We start from the raw sequence: 23,920 nt of genomic DNA on the forward strand, positions 1-23,920 counted from the left end.
GAGCAGCCCCGGGAACGCGGTCGTCGTACGACGCGTTGACAAGGTGGAAGCTCACGACGACCAGCCGTGTTGATCTAGGGGAAGACGCTCTTTTGATGCCCGTCCGCAGCCTGCGACTCCGCGCGTTCCCGCCAGTTCCGGCCCAGGGAGGGGAGCGCGCCGGAGTGCTGCTGCGCGAGCGGCCCTCGACGCCGCCCGACGCTCCGCGGGGCGGGGCTCAGGGCTCCGGTGCGGGGCAGGGCGGCGAGTCCGGGAGCGGTGGCCGCGGCGGTGAGGGCGAGCAGGACAATCCGTTCGCGCCGCCGCCGGAGGGCGCACCGGACCGCCCGTGGCAACCGCGGCATCCGGGCGGCGCCTCCGGTCCGCAGGGTCCCGGTGGCGGCCAGGGCGGTCACGGCGGCGGCCCCTGGGGCAGCCAGTGGAGCGACCGGCAGCCCGGTCGGTCCTCCGGCGGCTTCGGCGAGCGTCCCGGCGCGGGCCCCCAGGGCGGTCCCGGCGGGCAGGGTGGTCGCAGCGGTCAGGGCGGACCCGGCGCGGGCATGCGCTGGGACCCCACGGACCCGGTCCAGCGCCGGGCGCGGTACGCGCTGCTGTCCGGGATGTGGGCCATCTTCTTCGCCCTGTTCAGCTGGCCGTACGTCTCGCTGCTGCTGGGCGCGCTGGCGCTGTACTGGGGCATCAGCTCCCTGCGCGCCAAGCCCCGCACCCCCGACCCGGCCAAGCCGGCGGCCCCGGCCCCGGGCCGGCCCCAGACGACGGCGGCCGTCGGCGGTCTGGTCACGGCGTCCCTGGCCCTGGTGCTGGTCGCCTCCACGTTCACGGTCCAGTTCGTCTACCGCGACTACTTCACGTGTGTGAACGACGCGCTCACGCACGAGGCGAAGCAGTCGTGCCAGACGCTGCTGCCGGAGCAGCTGCGGAGCGTGCTGGGGGCGGGGAACGAGTAGAGCGGGGCGGGGTCAGGGGGTTTCGGGGGGCGTTTCGGGGGTTGTCCCCGGGGTTCCGGGAGTCTCGGGGGTTCCGGGGGGTTCCTCGGTCTCGGCGGTGGGCTGGGGCTCGGCGGTGGGCTGGGTTTCGGGGGGTTCTGTGGTTCCGGCGGCCTTCGGGGTTGTCGGGGTTTCCGGGATCTCCGTGGCGGGCGGCGCGGCCGCGGGCCGCTCGGGGCGGAAGCCGGCGGGCAGTTCGACGCGGAGTTCCGCCGGAGGGTCGGCGGGGAGGATGTCGTAGGCGTCCTCGTCCCGGCGGTCGTCCTCGCGCTCGGCTCTGCCGCCGGCCTTCCCGGAGTCCTTCGCCTTTCCGGAGTCCTTCGCCTTCCCTGAATCCTTCGCTCTTTCCGGGGACTTGGGGTCCTGCAAGCCCGTTGGCCTCCGCGAACCCGTCGGCTTCTGTGCGCCCGGCGCCGTCTTCGGGGTCTCCGCGCCCCGCAGCCGCCACGCCCGTACGACGAGAGCCGTCGGCATACCGAGCAGCGCGGTCCAGGCGCCCGCCGCCGGGCCCGTCTGCCACCACAGGGGCCCGAAGCGGGAGAGCGCGTCGACGCCCAGGGCGCCACCGGAGAGGCCGGCGAGGAGGGCCAGCAGAAGGGCGCAGACCGCGGCCGTCAGCAGGGTCACACCGGCGGTACGGGCCGCCGACCAGCGCATCCGGGGCGGCTCCCCCCGCCCTGGGCGTCGTACCGCGCCGCGGGCCACGAAACACCCGGCCACCACCCCCGCCGCCACCGGCACCAGCGCGGCCGCCCAGTTCAGCCGGGTGCCGGGGCCCGCGTCCGGGACCGCCGCGAGCAGCGGGAACGGCGGCAGCAGCGGCGCCGGGTCGGAGGCGAGCGGATGCACCGGGTGCCCGGCGCCGAGCACGAAGCCGGGGCCGAGGGCGTAGGAGGCCGCCCACACCGCGGCGTTGGGGACCAGCGCCATGCCGAGCAGCAGCACCGCGAACCGGCCCGTCCACCCGTCCGTCAGCTGGACGAACGACGCCCGCGCCGCGTCCCCGTGCCACACCGTCGAGGCGGCGACGAGCAGCGCCCCGCCGCCGGCCAGCACCGCGGTCGAGGCACCGGCGGCCCGTACCGCCGTGGCCGCCCGCGCCCGCGCGTCCGTACCGAACACCACCCGCCGTACCGGGTGCGGCACCGCCTTCAGCACGACCAGCAGCGGCGCGGGCGGGCAGCCGTGTGCCGACCACACCCCGGCGCCCGCCCCGGCCGCCGCGACGAGCGGGAAGGAGACCGTCAACCAGGCCCAGGAGGGCCGGAGTTCGCCACCGGAGCAGTACAGGGCGACGGCGGTGCCGACGGCGAGGTAGCCGAGGACCACACCGAGCCAGGCCGTGCGCACGGGCACGGGTGGCGGCCCGTCGGGCTCGGCGGAGGCGTCCGTGGCGTACCGGCCCGCCCGGTACAGCAGCCACGCGGGCAGCGCGAGCAGCAGCAACGGGGTGACGCCCACCGGGAGGGGCGCGCCCGAGAGGGTGCCGGTGCGGACCAGTTCGACGCCGTGGCCGAGCAGCCACAGCGCGGCGGCGATGTGCAGCGCGCCGCCCGGCCCGCTGTCGGGGTACGGCGAGCTGATCCACAGGCCCAGGACCAGCACGGTGAGCGCGCCGAGGCCGAGTCCGGCCGCGACCACGCCGTTCAGCAGGCTCGCGGACAGTCCGGGCGAACGGTCGCGCAGTCGGCTGGACAGGGGGGTGAGCGACGGTCGGCGCGCGGTCATCTGGGTCACCCGGCCATGGTCCCAACGACACGCGCTTTCCCGGCGTAACAGGGGAAGCACCGTAGTGTCGCTCAATATATGTTTATGTCACTTATCGTACGAAAGGGCGCATGGTGAGCACGAGCACGCAGATCCCCGCCGGGCCGCTGCCACCGCCGCAGGAACGCCGACGCCTGCGCCAGGCCCGCTCCCTGACCCAGGCTCAGCTGGCCAGACGCCTCGGCGTGGCCCGCGCCACGGTGCGCGCGTGGGAGTCAGGGCGCCGGGCGCCGACCGGTGCCGAGGGGCGGGCGTACACCGAGTTCCTCGGCGCGATCGCCGGGCCGGCGGCCCCTGACGGACCGTCCGGGAAGCCGGACCCCGGCGGACCCGAGCCGCTGACGCCCGCTCAGGCCTTCGACGCGCTCTACGCCTTCTGCGCCCCGGCCCTCGTCCGCCAGACCTATCTGCTGTGCGGGCGCCGCGAACTGGCCCGCGAGGCGGTGGAGCGCGCCTTCCAGCTGGCCTGGCAGCGCTGGCCCGAGGTCGCCAGGGACCGGGACCCGGCCGGGTGGGTGCGGGCGGTGGCGTACGACTGCGCGCTCTCCCCCTGGCACCGGTTCCGCCCCTGCTACCGGCAGCCGGAGCCGCCGCCCGCGGATCCGGCCGACCGGGATCTGCTGAACGCGCTGCTCACGCTGCCGCCGTCGTACCGGCGCACGCTCGTGCTGTACGACGGCGTCGGGCTCGACCTCCCGGAGACGGCGGCGGAGACGGAGGCCAGCACACCGGCGGCGGCGAACCGGCTGACGCACGCGCGGGAGGCGATGGCGGCGCGGGTCCCGGAGCTGGCGGACACGGCGCTGCTGCACCGCCGGCTGGCGGAGCTGTCCTCGCGCGAGCGCCTGCGCGCGTCCCGCCCGCCGACGGTGCGCACCCTCGGCGAACGCCGCAACGTCTTCTGGACCCGCGCGGCCATCGCCTTCACGGTGACGATCATCGGCGCGACGGCGCTCACGCTGCGGACGGCGCCGACCCACTACGAGCCGCCGATCGCCCCCGCCCAGGCCGTCGACGGCGTCCCCCGCGCGGTCCCGATGGGCCCACTGTCCCCCGAGGAACTGGCCCTGCGGACGAAGCTGCGCCGGGAGGCGTCGTCGGGCGCCGAACGCATCGAACCGACACCGCGGTGACCTCCGGTCGCCCGCCCTAAGCCCTCTCGGCGCAGCCACCAGGGTGGCCAACGCAAACGCCGGTAGGCCCGCCCCGAGGAACGGGACAGGCCTACCGGCGTTCAGGTCAGAGGCGCACGCTCATCGGAGGGCGCGGCTCTGCCGGGGGTTCACGCGCCCAGGATCTCGCGGGCGAGCTTCGCCGTCTCGGTCGGGGTCTTGCCGACCTTGACGCCCGCCGCCTCCAGGGCCTCCTTCTTCGCCTGCGCGGTACCGGAGGAACCGGAGACGATCGCACCGGCGTGACCCATGGTCTTGCCCTCCGGCGCGGTGAAGCCCGCGACGTAACCGACGACCGGCTTCGTCACGTTCTCCTTGATGAACGCGGCGGCACGCTCCTCCGCGTCACCACCGATCTCACCGATCATCACGATGAGCTCGGTCTCGGGGTCCTCCTGGAAGGCCGCGAGCGCGTCGATGTGCGTGGTGCCGATGATCGGGTCGCCACCGATGCCGACGGCGGTCGAGAAGCCGATGTCCCGCAGTTCGTACATCATCTGGTACGTCAGCGTGCCGGACTTCGAGACCAGACCGATGCGGCCCGGCTTGGTGATGTCGCCCGGGATGATGCCGACGTTCGACTGGCCCGGCGTGATGATGCCGGGGCAGTTCGGGCCGATGATCCGGGTCTTGTTGCCCTTCTTGCCGGCGTACGCCCAGAACGACGCCGAGTCGTGCACGGCGATGCCCTCGGTGATCACGACGGCCAGCTCGATCTCGGCGTCGATGGCCTCGACGACCGCGTCCTTCGTGAACTTCTCCGGCACGAAGATGACGGAGACGTTGGCGCCGGTCTTCTCGATGGCCTCCTTGACGGTGCCGAAGACGGGTACCTCGGTGCCGTCGAAGTCCACGGTCTGACCCGCCTTGCGCGGGTTCACGCCGCCCACGACGTTCGTGCCGTCACCGAGCATGAGCTTGGTGTGCTTCATGCCGGTGGCGCCGGTCATGCCCTGGACGATGACCTTGCTGTCCTTGTTGAGCCAGATAGCCATGGTGTGTCGGTGTCCTCGTCCTCGTGCTTACTTGGCGGCGGCCAGCTCGGCGGCCTTCGCGGCCGCGCCGTCCATGGTGTCGACGCGCTGCACCAGCGGGTGGTTGGCGTCCGTGAGGATCTTCCGGCCCAGCTCGGCGTTGTTGCCGTCGAGGCGGACGACGAGCGGCTTCTCGACCTTCTCGCCGCGGTCCTCCAGGAGCTTCAGGGCCTGCACGATGCCGTTGGCGACCTCGTCGCAGGCGGTGATGCCACCGAAGACGTTCACGAAGACGGACTTGACGTCCGGGTCGCCCAGGATGATCTCCAGGCCGTTCGCCATCACCTGGGCGGAGGCGCCGCCACCGATGTCCAGGAAGTTGGCGGGCTTCACGCCACCGTGGTTCTCACCGGCGTACGCGACGACGTCCAGGGTGCTCATGACGAGACCCGCGCCGTTGCCGATGATGCCGACCTCACCGTCGAGCTTGACGTAGTTGAGGTTCTTCTCCTTGGCGGCGGCCTCCAGCGGGTTGGCCGCGGCCTTGTCGTGCAGCGCCTCGAAGTCCGGGTGACGGAACTCGGCGTTGTCGTCCAGGGAGACCTTGCCGTCCAGGGCGATGACGTCGCCGGAGGCGACCTTGGCCAGCGGGTTGACCTCGACCAGGAGGGCGTCCTCCTTGATGAAGGTGTCCCACAGCTTGACCAGGACGTCGGCGACCTTGTCGGCGACCTCGGCCGGGAACTTGGCGGCCGCGACGATCTCGCGGGCCTTCTCGGGGGTCACACCGTCGATCGCGTCGATCGGCGTCTTGGCGACGGCCTCGGGGCGGGTGGCCGCCACCTCCTCGATCTCCATGCCGCCCTCGACGGACGCGATGGAGAGGAAGGTGCGGTTCGCACGGTCGAGGAGGAAGGAGACGTAGTACTCCTCCACGATCTCCGGAGCGGTCTCGGCGATCATCACCTTGTGGACCGTGTGGCCCTTGATGTCCATGCCGAGGATGTCCGTCGCGCGGGCGACGGCCTCGTCCGGGGTGGCGGCCAGCTTGACGCCGCCGGCCTTGCCACGACCACCGACCTTCACCTGCGCCTTGACGACGGACTTGCCGCCCAGACGCTCGGTGATCTCGCGCGCCGCCTCAGGCGTGTCGATGACTTCACCGGCCAGCACCGGTACATCGTGCTTGGCGAAGAGGTCCCTCGCCTGGTACTCGAACAGGTCCACGCGCTTCCGTCCCTATCAGTGATCTCGCGGTTCGTTGGATGCGTGGGCGTGCCGCGAAGGGCAACGTGACGTCCGCTTGTCACTAGGGGGGCGCACACGGTGTCCGAGCGCGCGGCATGTCCGTCTCGCAGGTTATCGCCGCTTGCGGGGGCTCCCTAAATCGAGGGTCACACGCGAGCGGTGATACCTGTCACATGATGCCGGATTCTCTGGCACGCCGTGCCGCGCCCTCCTCGTCCTACCGGCGGGTACGAGGCCTCACCGGGCTGGGGTTGACCCGGTGAGGCCTCCGGACGGCCCCGATGGCGCCGGGGCCGGAACGGTTGATCCCCACCCCAATGGGGACCACCCGCCCCACCCGCGGGGCTCCGCCCCGCCGGACCGATGGCGTTCGGCCGACCGGGTGCGGCCGCCCCGCGGAGCGAGGTGTCCGGGCGGCGGGCGGAGGTGCCGGCTACCCGGTGCCCCCTCCGACGCCGCCCACGCCCCCCGGGTTCCCGGTTCCGCCCCTTCCTTACGCCGTCTCCGGTATCGGCAGCGGCCGCTTCTCCAGCGCCGCCGCCATCACCTCGGGGAACAGGTCGGGGGTGCAGGCGAAGGCCGGGGCGCCGAGCGCGCCGAGCGCGGCCGCGTGCTCACGGTCGTAGGCCGGCGCGCCCTCGTCCGACAGCGCGAGCAGGGTCACGAACTGCACCCCGGACGCCTTCATGGCCGCCACCCGCTTGAGCATCTCGTCCCGTATGCCGCCCTCGTACAGGTCGCTGATCAGCACGACGACGGTCTCGGCGGGCCGGGTGATGTGGCCCTGGCAGTAGGCGAGCGCCCGGTTGATGTCCGTGCCGCCGCCGAGCTGGGTGCCGAAGAGGACGTCCACCGGGTCGTCCAGCTGGTCGGTGAGGTCGACCACCGCCGTGTCGAAGACGACCAGGCGGGTGCTGATCGACCGCATGGAGGCGAGGACCGCGCCGAAGACGGACGCGTAGACGACGGACGCCGCCATCGAGCCGGACTGGTCGATGCAGAGGATCACCTCCTTCTTCACGGACTGCGCGGCCCGCCCGTAGCCGATGAGCCGCTCCGGGACGACCGTGCGGTACTCGGGCAGGTAGTGCTTGAGGTTGGCCGCGATGGTGCGGTTCCAGTCGATGTCGTGATGGCGCGGCCGGCTGACGCGCGCGCTGCGGTCCAGGGCGCCGGTCAGGGTGGCGCGGGTGCGGGTGGCGAGCCGCCTCTCCAGATCGTCCACCACCTTGCGCACCACCGCCCGCGCCGTCTCCTTCGTCGTCTCCGGCATCGCCTTGTTGAGCGAGAGCAGCGTGCCGACCAAGTGCACGTCGGCCTCCACCGCCTCCAGCATCTCCGGTTCGAGGAGCAGGGCGAACAGTCCGAGCCGGTCGATGGCGTCGCGCTGCATGACCTGGACGACGGAGGAGGGGAAGTAGGTGCGGATGTCCCCGAGCCAGCGCGCCACGGACGGCGCCGAGGCCCCGAGCCCGGCGGCGCGCTCCCGGCCCGACCGCGGCTTGTCCCCCTTGCCGTAGAGCGCGGCCAGCGCCCCGTCCATCCTCGCGTCCCGCCCGGACAGCGCGCATCCGGTGCCGTCGGCCTGCTCCCCGCCGAGCACGAGCCGCCAGCGCCGCAGCCGCTCGCGCCCCGGGTCCTGGAATGGCGTCGGTGCCGTCCCGGTCGTCATGCGCCCACCCCCGTGAGGCTCTTGTCGTCGGTCGTCGTCCCGAGCAGCAGCCGCAGCACGGGCAGCACGGCGTCGGCGCGCCCGGTGTCCGGCTCGGCGGCGAAACCGGGTGCGCCGGGCCCGCGGGCCGCCGGATTGGTCCGCTTTCCGGGTCCGCGCCGCACCAGTTCACCGAGGGTTCTGCGCACCCCCGGCTCGTACGCCGCGAAGGTGCGCCGCAGCAGCGGCAGTACGTCCGTGAACGCCTCCGCCGGCACCCCGGTCAGCCAGCTGTCGACCAGGCCGAGCAGCCGCTCGTCGTGCACCAGCAGCATGCCGCCCCCGCCGCCGACGAAGCCCTCGATCCACGCGGCCGCGTCACCGGGCGGCGTCCCCGGCGACAGCGCGAGCCCCATCAGCCGCGCCGCCTCGCCGGCCCTCAGCTCCCCCTCGTCCAGCAGCAGCCGCGCCGCCCGCCCCCGGACCACTCCGGCAACGGTGTCCCGCCCGGCGAGGCCACCCAGCACCCCCCGCCACCGGCCTCGCAGCCCATCGAGCCCCCGGACACCGGCACCGGCACCGGCACCGGCACCGGGCGCCGAGGATCCCGCCGCGCCGCCACCGGCGCGGGTTCCGCCGCCGTCCCGTCCGCCCGCCCCGTCTCCGCCGGCGCCGCTCACCGCCCCGGCACGCGCATCGGCCGCGACCGCCGCACCGCCCAGAGCCTCCCCCAGCAGCCCCACCGCCGTATGCACCGCGTCCACATGGCCGCGCATCCGCTCCGCCGCGTCGGTGTCGAGGGAGGTGCAGGCCGGGGGGAGGCCGACGAAGATCCGTTCGGCGAGACCGGCGGCGACGCCGGCCAGGGCGCGGGTGTCGGTGCCGCGTACGTCGCCGTAGCGCAGGGAGCGGACCAGGGCGGGCAGCGCCTGGGCGAGGTGGCCGACGTCCGTGTCCAGGGCCGCGCGGTCGGCGAGCGCCCGCATGACCGCGGGCAGGGCGTCGGACAGACCGGCGAGCAGGCACCGTTCGGCGAGTGCCGTGACGTCCGCGAGGGTGCCCGCGGCGGCCGCGTCCGCCTCCGCCCTGGCCCGCGCCGCCGCGGCCACGGTCGTCCCCCACACCCCCGCCTCCGCGATCCGCACCGACAGCTCCGGCTCCCAGCGCAGCCGCCAGGTCTCCCGGAACGTGCCCGTGCTCCCCCGCGAGGGCCCCGGCTGCCCCCAGTCGACGCCGAGCAGCCGCAGCCGGTGCAGCAGTCTGCTGCGGCCCGCGTCCGTGGCCCCCCGCAGATCCAGCTCCAGCTCGCGCTCCAGTGCCTCCGGCTTGAGCCGCAGCGCGCGCTGCCGCCGCACCAGGTCCCGCTGCAACGGCACGGCGGGCGCCGACTCCGGCACGTCCCCCAGGACGTCCCCGACCACCAGCCGGTCGTGCACCAGGGCCAGCGGCACGTCCGAGCCGTCGCACATCACCGCGCGCACCGCGTCGGTGGTCTCGCCCAGGCCGGGCAGCGGGCGTCCCCGCATGGCCGCGAGGGTGGAGGCGAGCCGTACGGCCTCGATGACATGCGCGGAGGACACGATCCGGTCCTCCGCCCGCAGCAGCCCCGCCACCTTGGTCAGCCACCGTTCCACCGGCCGGTCGGGGGCGTGGAAGAGATGGCCGTACCAGCCGGGCGAGTCGATGCCCGCGCCGTAGCCGCTCGACCGGGCCAGCCTGCGGTGCGTCCAGGGCACCCAGGTCAGGTCGGCCTTGACCTTGGGCAGCCCCTTCAGCAGCGCCCGGTCGGCGGTGACGGTCGTCTTCTCGCGCAGCGCGGGCACATGCCAGGCCCCGCACACCACGGCCACCGCGTCCCCGAACTCCTTGCGCGCGTCGCGCAGCCGGAGCCGCATCTGCGCCTCGCGCACCAGGTCGCGGGGGTGCCCGCCCACGCCGTACCGCTCGCGCAGCGCGCCCATGGCCTCGGCCAGCGCCTCGAACGGGGCGAAGGGGTCCCGCTCCCCCGGCCCCCGGTGCTCCACGACGTCCTCCCACCAGCGCTCCGGATCGTCGTACCCGGCGGCCCCGGCGAGCGCGGCGAGCGGATCGATCCGGACCTGCTCGCCCTCGGCGGGCTCGCCCTCCTCCCCTTCTCCGGGCGAAAGTCCGGTGTCCCAGGCGAGGGTGTGGGCGGCGGGCAGGTCGATGAAGCGGGCCGGGACGCCGTGCTCCAGGGCCCAGCGCACGGCCACCCACTCCGGGCTGAACGCGGCGAACGGCCAGAACGCCGAGCGGCCGGGCTCGTCCACGGCATGGGCGAGCAGGGCGACCGGCGGCCGCAGGTCCGGGTCGGCGGCCAGCGGGATCAGCGCGTCGGCCTCGGGCGGCCCCTCGATCAGGACGGTGGCGGGCCGGGCGGCGTCCAGCGCGGCCCGCACCGCGCGGGCGGAACCGGGCCCGTGGTGCCGCACCCCCAGCAGCAGCGGACCGGCGCCGGTCATGCGCTCACCTCCCGGCACGCGCGGTAGAAGTCCGTCCAGCCCTCGCGCTCGCGCACGACCGTCTCCAGGTACTCCTGCCAGACCACCCGGTCGGCCGCCGGATCGCGGACGACCGCGCCGAGGATGCCGGCGGCCACGTCCGCCGGGCGCAGCACGCCGTCGCCGAAGTGGGCGGCGAGCGCCAGGCCGTTGGTCACGACGGAGATCGCCTCGGCCGTGGAGAGGGTGCCGCTGGGCGTCTTCACCTTCGTACGGCCGTCGTCGGTCAGGCCGTCGCGCAGTTCGCGGAAGACGGTCACGACGCGGCGGATCTCCGCCGTCCCGTCGGGCGCGGCCGGCAGGTCGAGGGAGCGGCCGATCTGTTCGACGCGGCGCGTGACGATGTCCACCTCGGCCTCGGCGCTCTCCGGCAGCGGCAGCACGACGGTGTTGAAGCGGCGGCGCAGCGCGCTGGAGAGGTCGTTGACCCCCCGGTCGCGGTCGTTGGCGGTGGCGATGAGGTTGAAGCCGCGCACCGCCTGGACCTCCTCGCCCAGCTCCGGGACGGGCAGGGTCTTCTCGGACAGGATGGTGATGAGGGTGTCCTGCACATCGGCCGGGATGCGGGTCAGCTCCTCGACGCGGGCGGTCATGCCCTCCGCCATGGCGCGCATGACCGGGCTGGGCACGAGGGCGTCGCGGCTGGGGCCGTGGGCGAGCAGGCGCGCGTAGTTCCAGCCGTAGCGGATGGCCTCCTCGGGGGTGCCGGCGGTGCCCTGGACCAGCAGGGTCGAGTCGCCGCTGACGGCGGCCGCCAGATGCTCCGACACCCAGGTCTTGGCGGTGCCGGGCACGCCGAGCAGCAGCAGGGCGCGGTCGGTGGCGAGCGTGGTGACGGCGACCTCGACGATCCGGCGCGGCCCGACGTACTTCGGCGAGATCACCGTGCCGTCCGGCAGGGTGCCGCCGAGCAGGTACGTGGCCACCGCCCACGGCGACAGTTTCCAGCGGGCCGGGCGCGGCCGGTCGTCCTGCGCGGCCAGCGCGGCGAGTTCGTCCGCGAACGCCTGCTCGGCGTGCGGCCGCAGGGCCGCCGTGTTCCCGCCCGCGTGCGGTGCGGCGGACGTCGAAGGCGTGGACGCAAGGTTGGCTGACATGGCTGAGGCCCCCTCCAGCTCGGCCGGTTCGGATCTGCCACCAACGATGAACCACACCACTGACAATCGCTCTGACCAGCGCAAATGCCCGCGCAGGGCGGATTGTCAGTGGTGGGATCTACCGTCGGAGACATGACTGAGCAGGGGGTGCGCTGGACCGCGGACCAGGTGCTGGCTCTGGCGCCTGACGCCGCGTCACGCAAGGCGGGAAGCAGGCTCGGCACGGCCGGTCCGTGGTCCGGGGCGGGGAGCGGGAAGGGGGCGGTGTGGGGGCTGTGCAAGGGCAGTGGCAGCAGGCCGTACCAGACGGTGGTCGACCTCGACGGGCCCGCGTACAAGTGCAGTTGTCCGAGCCGTAAGTTCCCGTGCAAGCACGCGCTCGGGCTGCTTCTGCTGTGGGCGGGCGGCGACGGCTCGGTGCCGGTGCGCCCCGAGCCGCCGGACTGGGCCGGGCAGTGGCTCGCGGGCCGGCGCGAGCGCGCGCAGGACAAGCGGCCGGAGGGCAGTGGTGGCGGTGGTGGTGGTGCGGCCGCCGATCCGGAGGCGGCCCGGCGCCGCGCCGAGCGCCGGGCCGAGCGGGTCACCGCGGGCGCGTCCGAGTTGGAGCAGCGCCTCGCCGACCTGCTGCGCGGCGGCCTCGCCACGGCCGAGCATGCGGGGTACGGACTGTGGGAGGAGACCGCGGCCCGCATGGTCGACGCCCAGGCGCCCGGACTGGCCGCGCGGGTGCGGGAGTTGGGGGCGATACCGGGGTCCGGCGCGGGCTGGCCGGCCCGGTTGCTGGAGGAGTGCGCGCTGGTGCACCTGCTCGACCAGGGCTGGCTGCGCCGCGACCGGCTGCCGGAGCCCCTCGCGGCCACGGTCCGCTCCCGGCTCGGCCTGCCCGCCCCGGCGGACGGCCCGCCCGAGCGCGACCGCTGGCTGGTCCTCGCCCAGTACGACACGGCGGACGCGAAACTGACGACCCGGCGGATATGGCTGTACGGCACCGCGTCGCACCGCATCCGGCTGCTGCTGTCCTACGGCGCGGGCGGCCGGGCCCCGGAGCTGTCCCTGCCGGTGGGCCTCGCCCTGGACGCCGAGCTGTCCGCGTATCCGGGTGCCGGTCAGCCCCGGGCCGCGCTGGGCGAGCGGTTCGCCGCGCCCGCTCCGGCCGGCCTGCGCCTGCGGGGTGTCGGCACCGCCGAGGCGGTGGCCCGGTACGGCACCGCCCTGTGCGAGGACCCCTGGCTGGAGTCGGTCCCGGCGGTCCTGGAGCGGGTCGTGCCGGTCCCGGACGGCGAACAGTGGCAACTGGCCGACGCCGACGCGGACTCGGCCCTGCCCCTGTCCCGCTCCGCCCGTTCCCGTCCGGGCCTGTGGCGCCTGCTCGCCCTGTCCGGCGGCGCCCCGGTGACGGTCTTCGGCGAGTGCGGCCACCGGGGCTTCACCCCGCTCACGGCCTGGCCGGAGGGTGGCGGGGAGGCGGTGCCGCTGTGCTGACCGCCCCGCCCCACTCCACCCGAAGGGATGACAACGCGATGAACGGCACCACAGCCCGACCGGACGCCGTGGACGACTGGGAGGACCTGGTCACCACCGCCCTCCTCGGCACCGACCGGCGCCCGCCCGCGCGGCTCGCACCCGGCCGGCCCGCCCCCGTCGCCCTGCTGGACGCGGCCGCCGAGGCGACCGTACGACGGCGGGCCGGGCTGCGGACCGCACCGGCCGGGCGGCGGCCGGAGCGGGCGCCCGAGGATCCCCGCCCGGCGCTGCCCCCGGCCGCGGCCGGCCGGCTGGCGTCGCTGCTGGCCGACCGTTCCGGCGGCTCCGGCGGCGGGCGGCGGGGCAGTTCCCCGGACCTGATGGAGCTGCTCCCGCAGTGGCTCGCGGCGGCCAACGCGCACGGGTACGCGGCCCCCGCGCAGGCGCTCCCCGCACTGCTGGACGCGGCTCGGGGCCGTACCGACCTGCGTCCGGCGGCGCTGGCCTTCGCGGGGCCGCGGGCGCTGTGGCTGGCCCGGTTCAATCCGGACTGGCGGTTCGCCCTGCGCTCGGCCCCCGGCGGCGGCGCGGCGCTCCCGGATCCCGGGGACGCGGAGGCGGTACGACGGCTCTGGGAGGAGGGCCTGTTCGCCGAGCGGGTGGCCCTGCTGGGCGCGCTGCGGGCCCGTATGCCCGAGCGGGCCCGCGAGTTGCTGGCCGGGACCTGGGCGACGGAGCGGGCGGAGGACCGGCTGATGTTCCTGGACTCGCTGCGCTCGGGCCTGTCCACGGCGGACGAGCCGTTCCTGGAGCAGGCGCTGGGCGACCGCAGCCGCAACGTCCGGGCCACGGCGGCGGAGCTGCTGTCCGCGCTGCCGGGTTCGGCCCTGGCCGGACGGATGGCCGTACGGGCCATGGCGTGTGTGGCCCTGGACCGTTCGGGAGACGGACCGGTGATCCTGGTGGAGGCGCCGCACGAGTGCGACTCCGGCATGGAGCGTGACGGCGTGGTGCCCGTCCCGCCCGCCGGGCGTGGCGAACGGTCCTGGTGGCTGGGGCAGTTGGTGGAGGCCGCGCCGCTCGGCATATGGACGGACCGGCTCGGCGGGCGGGACGCGCGGGAGATCGTGGCGCTGCCGGTGGCGGACGGCTGGCAGGGCGAGCTGCACGCGGCCTGGTGCCGGGCGGCGGTGCGGCAGCGTGACGCGCGGTGGTCACGGGCGCTGCTCGGCGCCCCGTCGGCACCGGAGGCGGGCGGACCGGGCGCGGTGTCCCTGGCGGAGCGGGCCAAGCTGCTGGCCACGCTGGAGCCGGCGGAACGCGCCGAGTGGGTCGCCGGGTTCATCGCGACGCACGGCCTGTCGGAGGCGTTCCAGCTGCTCGGGGTGTGCGCGGTGCCCTGGTCCGCGCCGCTGGGCCGGGCCGTCGTGGACGCCCTCAACATCGCGCGGGACGCCGGGAGCTACCCCTGGAGCTTCAGCGGCGTGATGGGCCTCGCGGAGCGCTGCCTGGACCCGGCCGAGGCCGCCCGCTTGCAGTCCCTGCTGGCGATACCCGACGAACCCGAGGACGCCGCGCCGGGCGCCGGCGGCTACTGGTCGGAGGCGTTCCAGCGACTGGTCACCACGCTACGGCTGCGGGCGGCGATGGCCGACGAACTGAGACCGGCGGAGACGGCCGAGGCGAGGTGACGTCGGCAGCGGCGGGCGGGACGGGGGTGAGGCGGGACAAGGGGTGGTGGGGCAGGACGGGGCAGGCGGGGGCCGGCCTGGGGTTGGGGCGGGCCTGGATGCCGGGCAGCGCGGTTACGCGGCAGGACTGGATGCCGGAGACCACAGGCAGGCGCCGGCATCGGGGGCCGGAGAGCGCGGGCACGCTTCGGGACCGAGGGCCGGTCCGCAGGGGGGTATCCGGCGAGATGGGGTGCCAGGCGGCGCGGACACGCGGCAGGACAGGGTGCCCGACAGCACGGGGACGCAGCGGGACCGGATGCCGCGCATGGCCGGTACGCGGCAGGACCGGATACCGGGGCACCACCGCCGCGCCCCGCCGCCCCGGCGGGACCTAATACCAAGCCGCCACCGGCACCCGACAAAACCGGACGCCACGGCACCACCAGCACCCCCCAGAACCGGACGCGGGCAGCACGGGCACACGGCGGTACCGGACAGCGCGCACCACCGGCACTCCGAGGTCGCACCCGGCCCAGTGCCCCGGCCCAGCCCCCCAACTCAGCGCCCCAGCGGCCCGGCGCGTCACGCCTCCTCACGCCGCCCACCTCGCCCCACGGCCACAGGCCCCCAGCCCCGCTCACATCACTCCACCTCGCCTCATCCCCCCGACGCCGCCGGCTGGCGCGCGTTCTGCCTGACCCACTCCACGATCGACGCGGTCGTCGCCCCCGGAGTGAAGATCTCCGCGACGCCCTTCTCCTTCAGCGGCGGGATGTCCTCCTCCGGGATGATGCCGCCGCCGAAGACGAGGATGTCCTCGGCGTCGCGCTCCCTGAGCAGGTCGATGACCGCGGCGAACAGGGTGTTGTGCGCGCCGGAGAGGATGGACAGGCCGATCGCGTCGGCGTCCTCCTGGATCGCGGTGCCGACGATCTGCTCGGGCGTCTGGTGCAGCCCGGTGTAGATGACCTCCATCCCGGCGTCCCGCAGGGCGCGCGCGATGACCTTGGCCCCCCGGTCGTGGCCGTCGAGGCCCGGCTTGGCGACCACCACCCGGATCGGACCGGCTGCCACACCCATCACTGCCTCCCTCGCACGACCCACGTCCCGCGCCACCTCACGCGGCCGGCGGAGACGCTCGCCGCCGCCCTCCGACAAGTACCGCACCTACGGGGCGCCCCGCCACCCGTCGCTGGGTGAACGGACGTTGTCTCCAGCATCCCGCGCCCGGCGGTTTTACGGTGCGCGACGACGGGGAACTCATTGAGTGGGACATACAGGCACACGGGGGATGGAGCCGTCCTCCGGTGTGCCGACGGGAGGTCGGCCATGAAGGTCACCGGAGTAGTGCCACTCTTCTCCCCGTACTCGTACTGCCGTCGCCTGTGGCCCGGCAGGCTGGCCGGGATGTCGGTGACGCTGCTGAAGGCGACCGCCCTGGACGCCGCGATCCTGGCCGGACACGTCCTGCTGTACCCGACCGGCCTGTTCCAGGAGCGCTGCGCCCCCGCGCCCGTGGCCGGCGGCACCGCCCGGCTGCCCGTCCGCCCCAGCCCCCCGGTCGTGCTGCTGCACGGCTTCATCGACAACCGCTCGGTCTTCGTACTGCTGCGCCGCAGCCTGGCCCAGCACGGCGGACAGCGCGTGGAATCGCTCAACTACTCCCCGCTGACCTGCGACATCCGCACCGCCGCCGAGCTGTTCGGGCGGCATGTGGAGGAGATCTGCGCGCGCACCGGCAGCGACCGGGTGGACATCGTGGGACACAGCCTGGGCGGTCTGATCGCCCGCTACTACGTGCAGTGCCTGGGCGGTGACCTGCGGGTCCGCACACTGGTCACGCTCGGCACCCCGCACTCGGGCACCCGCGTCGCACCCTTGGCCGACGCTCATCCCATCGTGCGCCAGATGCGGCCGGGTTCGGTGGTGATCGAGGAGCTGAGCCGTCCCGCGCCCGGCTGCCGCACCCGGTTCGTCAGCTTTTGGAGCGACCTGGACCCGCTGATGGACCCGCTGGAGACGGCCTGCCTCGACCACCCCGACCTCGACGCGCGCAACATCCGGGTGACCGGCATCGGTCATCTCGCGCTGCCGGTGCACCCCGCCGTGGCGACCGGGATACGCGAGGCGCTGGACTTCGCCGACGCCGGGGAGCGGCCCGCGAACGGCCTGACCGTGGCGTGAGGGTCGTACAGGGGCGTCGCACAGCCGACTGACATCGAACACACATCGAACAGAAAGCCAAACTCAGGTCGGGTACCCCCGAAACAAGGCCGAATGCCCGTTTCCGGCCCGCGCGGCACCGGTCGAAGATTGTCGCGCCCGCAGACCGCCGGGTACAGTCGCCGCACTGCTCTGGCAGCCCCTGTTGTCGAGGCGAAAGAGAAGTTGGTGAACGACCGTCACCCGTCGGGGACCCTGACCACCCCGGCCCCGGCTTCCGACGCCTCCGCGGCGCCCCCGGCGACGTACGGCACTCCGGAAGTCCCCTACGACGACTTCACCACGTACGGCGGCCACGACGCCACCGGTTTCAGCAGCGGCCCCGCCGGGGGTTTCGACCCGGACCCGCTTTACGGCCACCTCCCCGGCGAAACTCACGCCACGGGTGAATATGCCGGCGGCCCATGGCATGCCGACACCGGCCAGACCCCCGCCTACGGCGTGTACGCCCACCAGCAGCAGGCCGGTTACGACACGGGCGCCTACGACAGCACCGCCTGGACCTTCCCCGCGCAGGCCACCGGCGACGAGGTGAGCGGCCAGTGGGACACGGGTGCCTGGATGCACCCCGACCAGTCCGGCGCCGCCGACGCCACTCAGCAGTGGGAGTGGGGCACCCAGACCTTCGACACGGGCGCGTACGACGCCACGCAGTGGAACTCCGGCGGCCCGGCCGCGGCGACGGTCCCCGAGCAGGAGACCGTGCCCTTCGACCAGCAGGAGACCGCGACCTTCGAGGGGTTCGGGGAGCTGGACGGGACCGGCGAACTCGCCGCCGTACCGCATCTGTTGGAGGAACAGCAGGAGCCCGCGCCGGCTCCGGCCCCCTCGGGTGGGCGCGCGGGAGCGCGGGCCGGGGCGCGTTCCCGGCGTCGTACGCCCGCGAAGCGCTCCGCGCTGCTGACCGTGGCCGTTCCCTCGGCCTGTGTGATGGGGGTCGCCGGGATCGCCGCGGCCTCCGTCGGCGCCCTGCACGACGGCGGCTCCACCGACACCACCGCCTCCGCCTCGGACGCGCACGCGGTCCAGCCCTCGATCGCCAACAGCAAGCTGGACACCCAGCTCAGGGGGCTGTCGGCCGGCGCCGACGACTTCGCCGACCGGGCGAGCCGCACCCAGGAGCGGATCGACCTCAAGCAGCAGCAGGAACAGGAGAAGAAGAAGGCGGCCGCGGCGGCCGCGCTGAAGGAACGGCTGCGGCCCAAGTTCGTGCTGCCGGTCCTCCAGAAGGGGCTCAGCGCCTACTTCGGCCAGGCGGGCGTCAACTGGATGTCCGTGCACACCGGCATCGACTTCCCCGTCGCCTACGGCACCACGGTGATGGCCGCGACCGACGGCACCGTCGCCACCAAGTGGAACAGCGCCTACGGCAACATGCTGATCCTGACCGCGAAGGACGGCACGCAGACCTGGTACTGCCACCTCTCCCGCTACGTCGTCGCCCCCGGTACGACCGTCAAGGCCGGCCAGCCGATCGCCGACTCCGGCAACTCCGGCAACTCCACCGGCCCGCACCTGCACTTCGAGGTGCGGCCCGGCGGCGGAGCGGCGGTCGACCCGCTGCCCTGGCTGCGCAGCCACGGGCTCGACCCCACGTAGACAGAGGCACGGACGAAAGGGGCCCGCGCCGGTCGGCGCGGGCCCCTTTCGCCTGCCCGCTTATTTCTCCTGCCCGCTTACAGCTTCTCCACCGGCGCGTACCGCAGCAGTAGCCGCTTCGGCTTGGTGTCGCCGAAGTCGATCGTCGCCTCCGCGTTCGCGCCCGTGCCCTTGACCCCGACGACTGTGCCGAGCCCGAACTGGTCGTGGGTGACCCGGTCCCCGACGGACAGCCCGACCACGGGCTTCTCCGCGGTGCGCCGCGTGGCGAAGCCGGACGCGCCGGAGGCCGAGGAGCGCGAACGGGACGAGGACAGCGAGGCCGCGATCCCGGACGCGGGCCCGGAGGACACCGGCGCCGTCGCCCCCGTGCGCTTCCAGTCCACATGCGTGGCCGGGATCTCCTCCAGAAAGCGGGAGGGCGGGTTGTACGACGGCTGCCCCCAGGCGCTGCGCATCGCGGCCCGCGTGAGGTACAGCCGCTCCCGCGCGCGGGTGATGCCCACGTACGCCAGGCGCCGTTCCTCCTCCAGCTCCTTGACCTGCCCGAGGGCGCGCATGTGCGGGAAGACGCCGTCCTCCATGCCGGTCAGGAAGACGACCGGGAACTCCAGGCCCTTGGCGGTGTGCAGGGTCATCAGGGTGATGACGCCGTCGCCGTCCTCCTCGTCGGGGATCTGGTCGGAGTCGGCGACCAGGGCGACCTGCTCCAGGAAGTCGGCCAGCGTGGCCCCCGCGGCGGGGGCGTCCGGGGCCGCTTCGCTCTCGCCGCGCTCCTGTTCGAACTCCAGGGCGACGGCGGCGAGTTCCTGGAGGTTCTCGATACGGGTCTCGTCCTGCGGGTCGGTGGAGTTCTGCAACTCGGCCAGGTAGCCGGTGCGTTCGAGTATGGCCTCCAGGACCGTGGCCGGTCCGGCGCCGGACTCCACGATGGTGCGCAGGTCCTCCATCAGCGTGTTGAAGCGCTTGACCGCGTTGGTGGAGCGCGCGGCCATGCCGTACGCCTCGTCCACCCGCTTGAGCGCCTGCGGGAAGCTGATCTTCTCGCGCTGGGCGAGGGCGTCGATCATCGCCTCGGCGCGCTCGCCGATGCCCCGCTTGGGCACGTTGAGGATGCGGCGCAGCGGCACCGTGTCCTCGGGGTTGGCGAGGACACGCAGGTAGGCGAGGACGTCCCGGACTTCCTTGCGCTCGTAGAAGCGGACCCCGCCAACGACCTTGTACGGCAGGCCGACGCGGATGAAGACCTCTTCGAAGACACGGGACTGGGCGTTGGTGCGGTAGAAGACGGCGACGTCACCGGCGCGCGCCTCGCCCGCGTCCGTGAGGCGGTCTATCTCGTCGGCGACGAACTGGGCCTCGTCGTGCTCGGTGTCGGCGACATAGCCGGTGATCCGCGCGCCCTGGCCGGCGTTGGTCCACAGGTTCTTCGGGCGGCGGGACTCGTTGCGCTCGATGACCGCGTTGGCGGCGGACAGGATGGTCTGCGTGGAGCGGTAGTTCTGCTCCAGCAGGATCGTCGTCGCATCCGGGTAGTCCTCCTCGAACTGGAGGATGTTGCGGATGGTCGCGCCGCGGAAGGCGTAGATCGACTGGTCCGCGTCACCGACGACGCACAGCTCGGCGGGCGGCAGGTCGTGCTCGCCGGGCGGTACGTCCGGGTCGTGCTCGCCGGTGCCGACCAACTCGCGGACCAGCGCGTACTGGGCGTGGTTGGTGTCCTGGTACTCGTCCACCAGGACGTGCCGGAAGCGGCGGCGGTAGTGCTCGGCGACGTCCGGGAAGGCGCGCAGCAGGTTGACCGTCGTCATGATCAGGTCGTCGAAGTCGAGCGCGTTGGCCTCGCGCAGCCGCGACTGGTAGAGCGCGTACGCCTGGGCGAGGGTCTTCTCGAATCCGTCGGCCGCCTGGGCCGCGAAGTCCTCCTCGTCGATCAGCTCGTTCTTCAGATTGCTGATCTTGGCGCTGAAGGACTTGGGCGGGAAGCGCTTGGGGTCGAGGTCCAGGTCGCGGCAGACCAGGGCCATCAGGCGCTTGCTGTCGGCGGCGTCGTAGATCGAGAACGACGACGTGAAGCCGAGCTTCTTGCTCTCCCGGCGCAGGATGCGCACGCACGCGCTGTGGAAGGTCATCACCCACATGGCGTTCGCGCGCGGGCCGACGAGCTGCTCGACGCGCTCCTTCATCTCGCCCGCGGCCTTGTTGGTGAAGGTGATCGCGAGGATCTGGCCCGGATGCACATTCCGCGCGGCGAGCAGGTGGGCGATGCGGTGGGTGAGCACACGCGTCTTGCCGGAGCCGGCGCCGGCCACGATGAGCAGTGGGGAGCCGGCGTGCACGACCGCGGCGCGCTGGTTGTCGTTCAGCCCCTCCAGGAGGGCCGCCGCGTCGACCGGGGGGCGCGGGGCACCGTCGCGGTAGTGGGTGTCCCGGTCCGGCGGCACGTCGAACTTCCCGCCGAACAGATCCTCCGGAACCGGTTCCGGAGCGTGATCGTCCTCGGGCGGTGGCGGGTGTTCCTCCTCGGGCCCACGCGGGGCCTGGAGATCCGCCAGGAAGCTGTCGTCAAAGAGGCTGCTCATCGCCTTCCGAGTCTAGGGCGCCCCACCGACAACCGGTCCCGCTCCCCGGAACCCGAGGGTAAAGCCGGGGGAATCACGGATGCCGCCCCTGGTTCCGTCCCGTACGGGTGCTTTTGCGCTCCCGCGCGCGTGCCCGTGGCGCCCGGCTCGCGAGCCTGCCTAGCATCGGGCGCATGTCCGGTCTGCGTAGGTGGTGGGCGGGCCAGTCGCCGGCCACCGGGGCCGCCGTGATGGCGACCGCCATCGTGTCGACGGGGCTGCACCTGGTCGGCGCCGAGGCGCTCTCCCTGGCGGCGCTGGCACTGGCAGGCGCCGTCTGGGTGCTTCTGGGCATCGGTTTCGGGCGCCGGCTGGTCCTGGACCGGGGACGCTGGGCGGCCGAGGCGCGGAGCCCGGCGGCGCTCACGGCCGCCGCCGCGACCGCCGTCCTGGCCGCCCGGCTCGCGATCCTGGGCGGGCACCTCCTGGCCGAGGCACTGCTGGCCCTCGCGGCGGTGCTCTGGGCGGTGCTGCTGCCGATCGTCGTACGGCACTGGGACTCGCGCATGCCGGGCGCGGTGTTCCTGTGCTGCGTGGCCACCCAGGGGCTCGTCGTGACGGCAGCGGGGCTCGCGGGGGCCGAGCACACGGCGTGGCTCGCGCACACCGCGCTGGTGCTGTTCTGGCTGGGCCTGGCGCTCTACGCCCTCGCCCTGCCCCGCTTCGACGGGCGGCAGGTGCTGGAGGGGCCCGGAGACCACTGGATCGCGGGCGGGGCGCTCGCCATCTCGGCGCTGGCCGGGGCGGGGCTGCTCACCGCCGGGGACACGAGCGGGCTGTATCTGTGGAACGACGACGACCGCGACACCCTGCGCACGACGACGGTGCTGCTGCTCGCCCTGTCCCTGGCGGCCTATGTGGTACTGCTGGTCGCCGAGGCGGCCCGGCCCCGGCTCCGCTACGACCAGCGCCGGTGGGCGACGGTCTTCCCGCTCGGCATGACGGCCGCGGCGACGTTGTCCGTCATGACCGCCGTGGGGATTCCCTGGCTCAGGGGACCGGGGCACGTGCTGGTCTGGGTGGCGGTGGCGGGGTGGCTCTGGGTGGCCGCCGGCACGGTCGCCGACGCGGTGCGCACGGCCCGCGCCGGGTCCGGCGAGGTCAGGTCCAGAGCACCGCGATGAAGATGTTCGTCGCGGTCAGCGCGCCGACGAGCCCGAACTGCGCCTTGTCGATCCGCTCCTCGTCGCGCTTGACGTAGACCAGGCCGAGGATCACGATCAGCAGCGCCAGCTTGATGCCGATCTTGATGGTGTTGATGTGGGCGCCCTGCGCCTGGTTCAGTCCGACCAGGGCCACACCGGTGACCAGCATGGTCAGCGCGCCGTGCAGCATTCCGGGCACGAACCGCGCCGTGCCCTGGCCCATCGCCTTCATCTGGGTGAGGAAACCGCCGAGCAGCGCGGCGATGCCGATGATGTGCAGGCCGACGAAGAGATGGATGAGTACGTCCATGGAGCGGGAGCCTAACCAGCGCCCCGCGGCCTCCCGTCACCGCCCCCGGTCACGCGCATCCGGCATGAACGCACTCCCATAGCACCTCACCACCCCCTCTTCACCACTTATCGCTCTTTGATCACCACACCGCCCGAAGGTGACGCTTCGCACCTCGCGTCTCGGTCGCATCCGGACGCATGCCGCTCCATCCAGGTCAGTTCCGCACAGTGCGTTACCAACCCGTCACCGTCCGGCCTAGCGTCCTCCCCCAGGCACCCGGCTCTCACCGCCGGGTGCCATCCAATGCAACGGCCACATCGGTCACATCAGTTGCATCAGTCGTATGAAAGGACGTGACGGCAGAGGTGGCAGCGCACCGCAGGCCACGGCAGCACCCGTTCGGGGGTCATACGGCCCGGACGGCGGCCATCCTCGCCATGGCGGGGGCGGCCACCGCGACGGGCTTCGACGGCACCGGACAGGCCGAGCCCCGGCTGACGCCCACGCAGGTGAGGACCGAGGTGGACACCCTGTACCGGGAGGCCGAGACCGCCACGCAGAAGTACGACGGCGCCAAGGAGCAGGCGGACGCGGGCGAACGCCGGCTGAACGCGCTGCGCGACGAGGCCGCCCGCAAGACGCAGCAGCTCAACTCCGCCCGCGACGCGCTCGGCACCTTCGCCGCCGCGCAGTACCGCTCCGGAGACATCGCCCCTGCCTGGCAACTCGCCCTGTCCAGCGACCCGGACCGCTACCTGGACGACGCCGCCCTCGCCGAACGCGCCGGTGACCGGCAGACCGCCGCCGTGTCCCAGGTACGCCGGCAGCTCCAGGAGATCGAGCGGCTGCGCGGCGCCGCCCGCATCGAGCTGACGTCCCTGAAGTCCCATCAGGCGGAGCTGCGGCGGCAGAAGAAGACCGTCACCGGCAAACTGGCCGAGGCCCGGCGGCTGCTGGCCGAGCTGACCCCGTCGCAACGCGCCCAGGCGACCGGCGCAGACGGCACCGATGACACCGACGGCACCGCTCCGGGTAACGCGTCCGGGACGGCCGGGGACGGCCGGCAGGCGTCGACCCAGGCCGGGGGCGTCGCGGCCCCCGACTCCCGCGCCGCGGCGGCCGTCGCCTACGCCTTCGCCAAACTCGGCAGCCCCTATGTCTGGGGCGCGACCGGCCCCCACGCCTTCGACTGCTCAGGGCTCGTCCAGGCCGCCTACCGCTCCGCCGGGGTGTCCCTCCCCCGCACCACCTACGCCCAGATCGACGCGGGCCGACGCGTCTCCCGCTCCGAACTGCGCCCCGGCGACCTGGTGTTCTTCTACTCCGGCATCAGCCACGTCGGCCTCTACATCGGCAACGGCCGCATGATCCACGCCCCCAACCCCTCAGCCCCGGTCCGCGTGGCCCCGATCGACGAGATGCCGTTCGCGGGGGCGACGCGGGTGGTGTGAGGAGCCGGGTGAGGCGGGAGAGTGCGGGCCGTGGG

The 23,920-nt window shown here is 73.8% G+C and carries 17 protein-coding genes; 8 read left to right on the top strand and 9 right to left on the bottom strand.

Annotated features, from left to right (window positions below):
• The first annotated feature begins 95 nt into the window (after nt 1-95).
• Nucleotides 96-947, top strand: a complete 852-nt coding sequence (locus tag ACE4Q9_RS13070) for a hypothetical protein (protein WP_397984420.1) — start codon at nt 96-98, stop codon at nt 945-947.
• A 12-nt stretch (nt 948-959) separates the two neighbouring features.
• On the opposite strand, the gene ACE4Q9_RS13075 is transcribed toward ACE4Q9_RS13070, so the two are convergent.
• Nucleotides 960-2,714 carry a DUF6350 family protein gene (locus ACE4Q9_RS13075; protein ID WP_397987202.1) on the bottom strand — a complete coding sequence of 585 codons (1,755 nt, stop codon included), beginning with the start codon at nt 2,712-2,714 and terminating at the stop codon, nt 960-962.
• A gap of 110 nt (nt 2,715-2,824) precedes the next feature.
• Between ACE4Q9_RS13075 and ACE4Q9_RS13080 the strand changes: the two genes are divergently transcribed.
• The gene (locus tag ACE4Q9_RS13080) at nt 2,825-3,886 is read left to right on the top strand and encodes a sigma factor-like helix-turn-helix DNA-binding protein (protein ID WP_397984421.1); all 1,062 of its coding nucleotides are present in this window, start codon (nt 2,825-2,827) and stop codon (nt 3,884-3,886) included.
• 149 nt (nt 3,887-4,035) lie between these two features.
• Here ACE4Q9_RS13080 and sucD read toward each other — a convergent pair whose 3' ends face one another.
• The 5 genes from sucD to ACE4Q9_RS13105 form a co-directional block, all read right to left on the bottom strand.
• Nucleotides 4,036-4,920 carry a succinate--CoA ligase subunit alpha gene (gene sucD, locus ACE4Q9_RS13085; protein WP_037655968.1) on the bottom strand — a complete coding sequence of 295 codons (885 nt, stop codon included), beginning with the start codon at nt 4,918-4,920 and terminating at the stop codon, nt 4,036-4,038.
• Nucleotides 4,921-4,947: 27 nt separating this feature from the next.
• Nucleotides 4,948-6,126, bottom strand: coding sequence for an ADP-forming succinate--CoA ligase subunit beta (gene sucC, locus ACE4Q9_RS13090; RefSeq protein WP_285561749.1), 1,179 nt, complete (start codon nt 6,124-6,126; stop codon nt 4,948-4,950).
• Nucleotides 6,127-6,640: 514 nt separating this feature from the next.
• Nucleotides 6,641-7,819 carry a VWA domain-containing protein gene (locus ACE4Q9_RS13095; RefSeq protein ID WP_397984422.1) on the bottom strand — a complete coding sequence of 393 codons (1,179 nt, stop codon included), beginning with the start codon at nt 7,817-7,819 and terminating at the stop codon, nt 6,641-6,643.
• Nucleotides 7,816-10,281: a DUF5682 family protein gene (locus ACE4Q9_RS13100; RefSeq protein ID WP_397984423.1), complete on the bottom strand. Its 2,466-nt coding sequence runs from the start codon at nt 10,279-10,281 to the stop codon at nt 7,816-7,818. The genes ACE4Q9_RS13095 and ACE4Q9_RS13100 overlap by 4 nt, the downstream gene beginning before the upstream one ends.
• The gene (locus tag ACE4Q9_RS13105; RefSeq protein WP_397984424.1) at nt 10,278-11,417 is read right to left on the bottom strand and encodes an AAA family ATPase; all 1,140 of its coding nucleotides are present in this window, start codon (nt 11,415-11,417) and stop codon (nt 10,278-10,280) included. Before ACE4Q9_RS13105 ends, ACE4Q9_RS13100 begins: the two co-directional genes overlap by 4 nt.
• Before the next feature lie 132 nt (nt 11,418-11,549).
• Between ACE4Q9_RS13105 and ACE4Q9_RS13110 the strand changes: the two genes are divergently transcribed.
• Together ACE4Q9_RS13110 and ACE4Q9_RS13115 are read left to right on the top strand one after the other, a co-directional pair.
• Nucleotides 11,550-12,899 (top strand): SWIM zinc finger family protein, encoded by a 1,350-nt coding sequence (locus ACE4Q9_RS13110; RefSeq protein WP_397984425.1) that lies wholly within the window; start codon nt 11,550-11,552, stop codon nt 12,897-12,899.
• 38 nt (nt 12,900-12,937) lie between these two features.
• On the top strand, nt 12,938-14,572 hold the full coding sequence (locus ACE4Q9_RS13115; RefSeq protein ID WP_397984426.1) for a DUF5691 domain-containing protein: 1,635 nt from the start codon (nt 12,938-12,940) through the stop codon (nt 14,570-14,572).
• Nucleotides 14,573-15,211: 639 nt separating this feature from the next.
• On the opposite strand, the gene ACE4Q9_RS13120 is transcribed toward ACE4Q9_RS13115, so the two are convergent.
• Nucleotides 15,212-15,634, bottom strand: coding sequence for a cobalamin B12-binding domain-containing protein (locus tag ACE4Q9_RS13120; protein WP_397984427.1), 423 nt, complete (start codon nt 15,632-15,634; stop codon nt 15,212-15,214).
• A gap of 249 nt (nt 15,635-15,883) precedes the next feature.
• Between ACE4Q9_RS13120 and ACE4Q9_RS13125 the strand changes: the two genes are divergently transcribed.
• A complete protein-coding gene (locus ACE4Q9_RS13125) occupies nt 15,884-16,738 on the top strand; it encodes an esterase/lipase family protein (protein ID WP_397984428.1) in 855 nt (284 codons plus the stop codon).
• Between the two features lie 207 nt (nt 16,739-16,945).
• Nucleotides 16,946-18,376: a M23 family metallopeptidase gene (locus tag ACE4Q9_RS13130; protein ID WP_397984429.1), complete on the top strand. Its 1,431-nt coding sequence runs from the start codon at nt 16,946-16,948 to the stop codon at nt 18,374-18,376.
• A gap of 77 nt (nt 18,377-18,453) precedes the next feature.
• On the opposite strand, the gene pcrA is transcribed toward ACE4Q9_RS13130, so the two are convergent.
• Nucleotides 18,454-20,958 (bottom strand): DNA helicase PcrA, encoded by a 2,505-nt coding sequence (gene pcrA / locus ACE4Q9_RS13135; protein WP_397984430.1) that lies wholly within the window; start codon nt 20,956-20,958, stop codon nt 18,454-18,456.
• Between the two features lie 173 nt (nt 20,959-21,131).
• Between pcrA and ACE4Q9_RS13140 the strand changes: the two genes are divergently transcribed.
• Nucleotides 21,132-22,121 carry a tellurite resistance/C4-dicarboxylate transporter family protein gene (locus ACE4Q9_RS13140; protein WP_397984431.1) on the top strand — a complete coding sequence of 330 codons (990 nt, stop codon included), beginning with the start codon at nt 21,132-21,134 and terminating at the stop codon, nt 22,119-22,121.
• Here ACE4Q9_RS13140 and ACE4Q9_RS13145 read toward each other — a convergent pair.
• Entirely contained in the window at nt 22,099-22,452 is a 354-nt protein-coding gene (locus ACE4Q9_RS13145; protein WP_397984432.1) for a hypothetical protein, read from the bottom strand. The genes ACE4Q9_RS13140 and ACE4Q9_RS13145 overlap by 23 nt on opposite strands.
• Nucleotides 22,453-22,799: 347 nt before the next feature.
• Here ACE4Q9_RS13145 and ACE4Q9_RS13150 point away from each other — a divergent pair, with 347 nt between their 5' ends.
• Nucleotides 22,800-23,885, top strand: a complete 1,086-nt coding sequence (locus tag ACE4Q9_RS13150; protein ID WP_397987203.1) for an NlpC/P60 family protein — start codon at nt 22,800-22,802, stop codon at nt 23,883-23,885.
• The last annotated feature ends 35 nt before the right edge of the window (nt 23,886-23,920 follow it).

It is taken from the genome of Streptomyces sp. AM6-12, assembly GCF_044327085.1.
Classification (GTDB): Bacteria; Actinomycetota; Actinomycetes; order Streptomycetales; family Streptomycetaceae; genus Streptomyces.

Coding starts and splice junctions, on each gene's coding strand:
- ACE4Q9_RS13070 (WP_397984420.1), top strand. CDS start 96: ATGCCCGTCCGCAGCCTGCGACTCCGCGCGTTCCCGCCAGTTCCGGCC.
- ACE4Q9_RS13075 (WP_397987202.1), bottom strand. CDS start 2,714: ATGACCGCGCGCCGACCGTCGCTCACCCCCCTGTCCAGCCGACTGCGC.
- ACE4Q9_RS13080 (WP_397984421.1), top strand. CDS start 2,825: ATGGTGAGCACGAGCACGCAGATCCCCGCCGGGCCGCTGCCACCGCCG.
- sucD (WP_037655968.1), bottom strand. CDS start 4,920: ATGGCTATCTGGCTCAACAAGGACAGCAAGGTCATCGTCCAGGGCATG.
- ACE4Q9_RS13095 (WP_397984422.1), bottom strand. CDS start 7,819: ATGACGACCGGGACGGCACCGACGCCATTCCAGGACCCGGGGCGCGAG.
- ACE4Q9_RS13100 (WP_397984423.1), bottom strand. CDS start 10,281: ATGACCGGCGCCGGTCCGCTGCTGCTGGGGGTGCGGCACCACGGGCCC.
- ACE4Q9_RS13105 (WP_397984424.1), bottom strand. CDS start 11,417: ATGTCAGCCAACCTTGCGTCCACGCCTTCGACGTCCGCCGCACCGCAC.
- ACE4Q9_RS13110 (WP_397984425.1), top strand. CDS start 11,550: ATGACTGAGCAGGGGGTGCGCTGGACCGCGGACCAGGTGCTGGCTCTG.
- ACE4Q9_RS13115 (WP_397984426.1), top strand. CDS start 12,938: ATGAACGGCACCACAGCCCGACCGGACGCCGTGGACGACTGGGAGGAC.
- ACE4Q9_RS13120 (WP_397984427.1), bottom strand. CDS start 15,634: ATGGGTGTGGCAGCCGGTCCGATCCGGGTGGTGGTCGCCAAGCCGGGC.
- ACE4Q9_RS13125 (WP_397984428.1), top strand. CDS start 15,884: ATGAAGGTCACCGGAGTAGTGCCACTCTTCTCCCCGTACTCGTACTGC.
- pcrA (WP_397984430.1), bottom strand. CDS start 20,958: ATGAGCAGCCTCTTTGACGACAGCTTCCTGGCGGATCTCCAGGCCCCG.
- ACE4Q9_RS13140 (WP_397984431.1), top strand. CDS start 21,132: ATGTCCGGTCTGCGTAGGTGGTGGGCGGGCCAGTCGCCGGCCACCGGG.
- ACE4Q9_RS13145 (WP_397984432.1), bottom strand. CDS start 22,452: ATGGACGTACTCATCCATCTCTTCGTCGGCCTGCACATCATCGGCATC.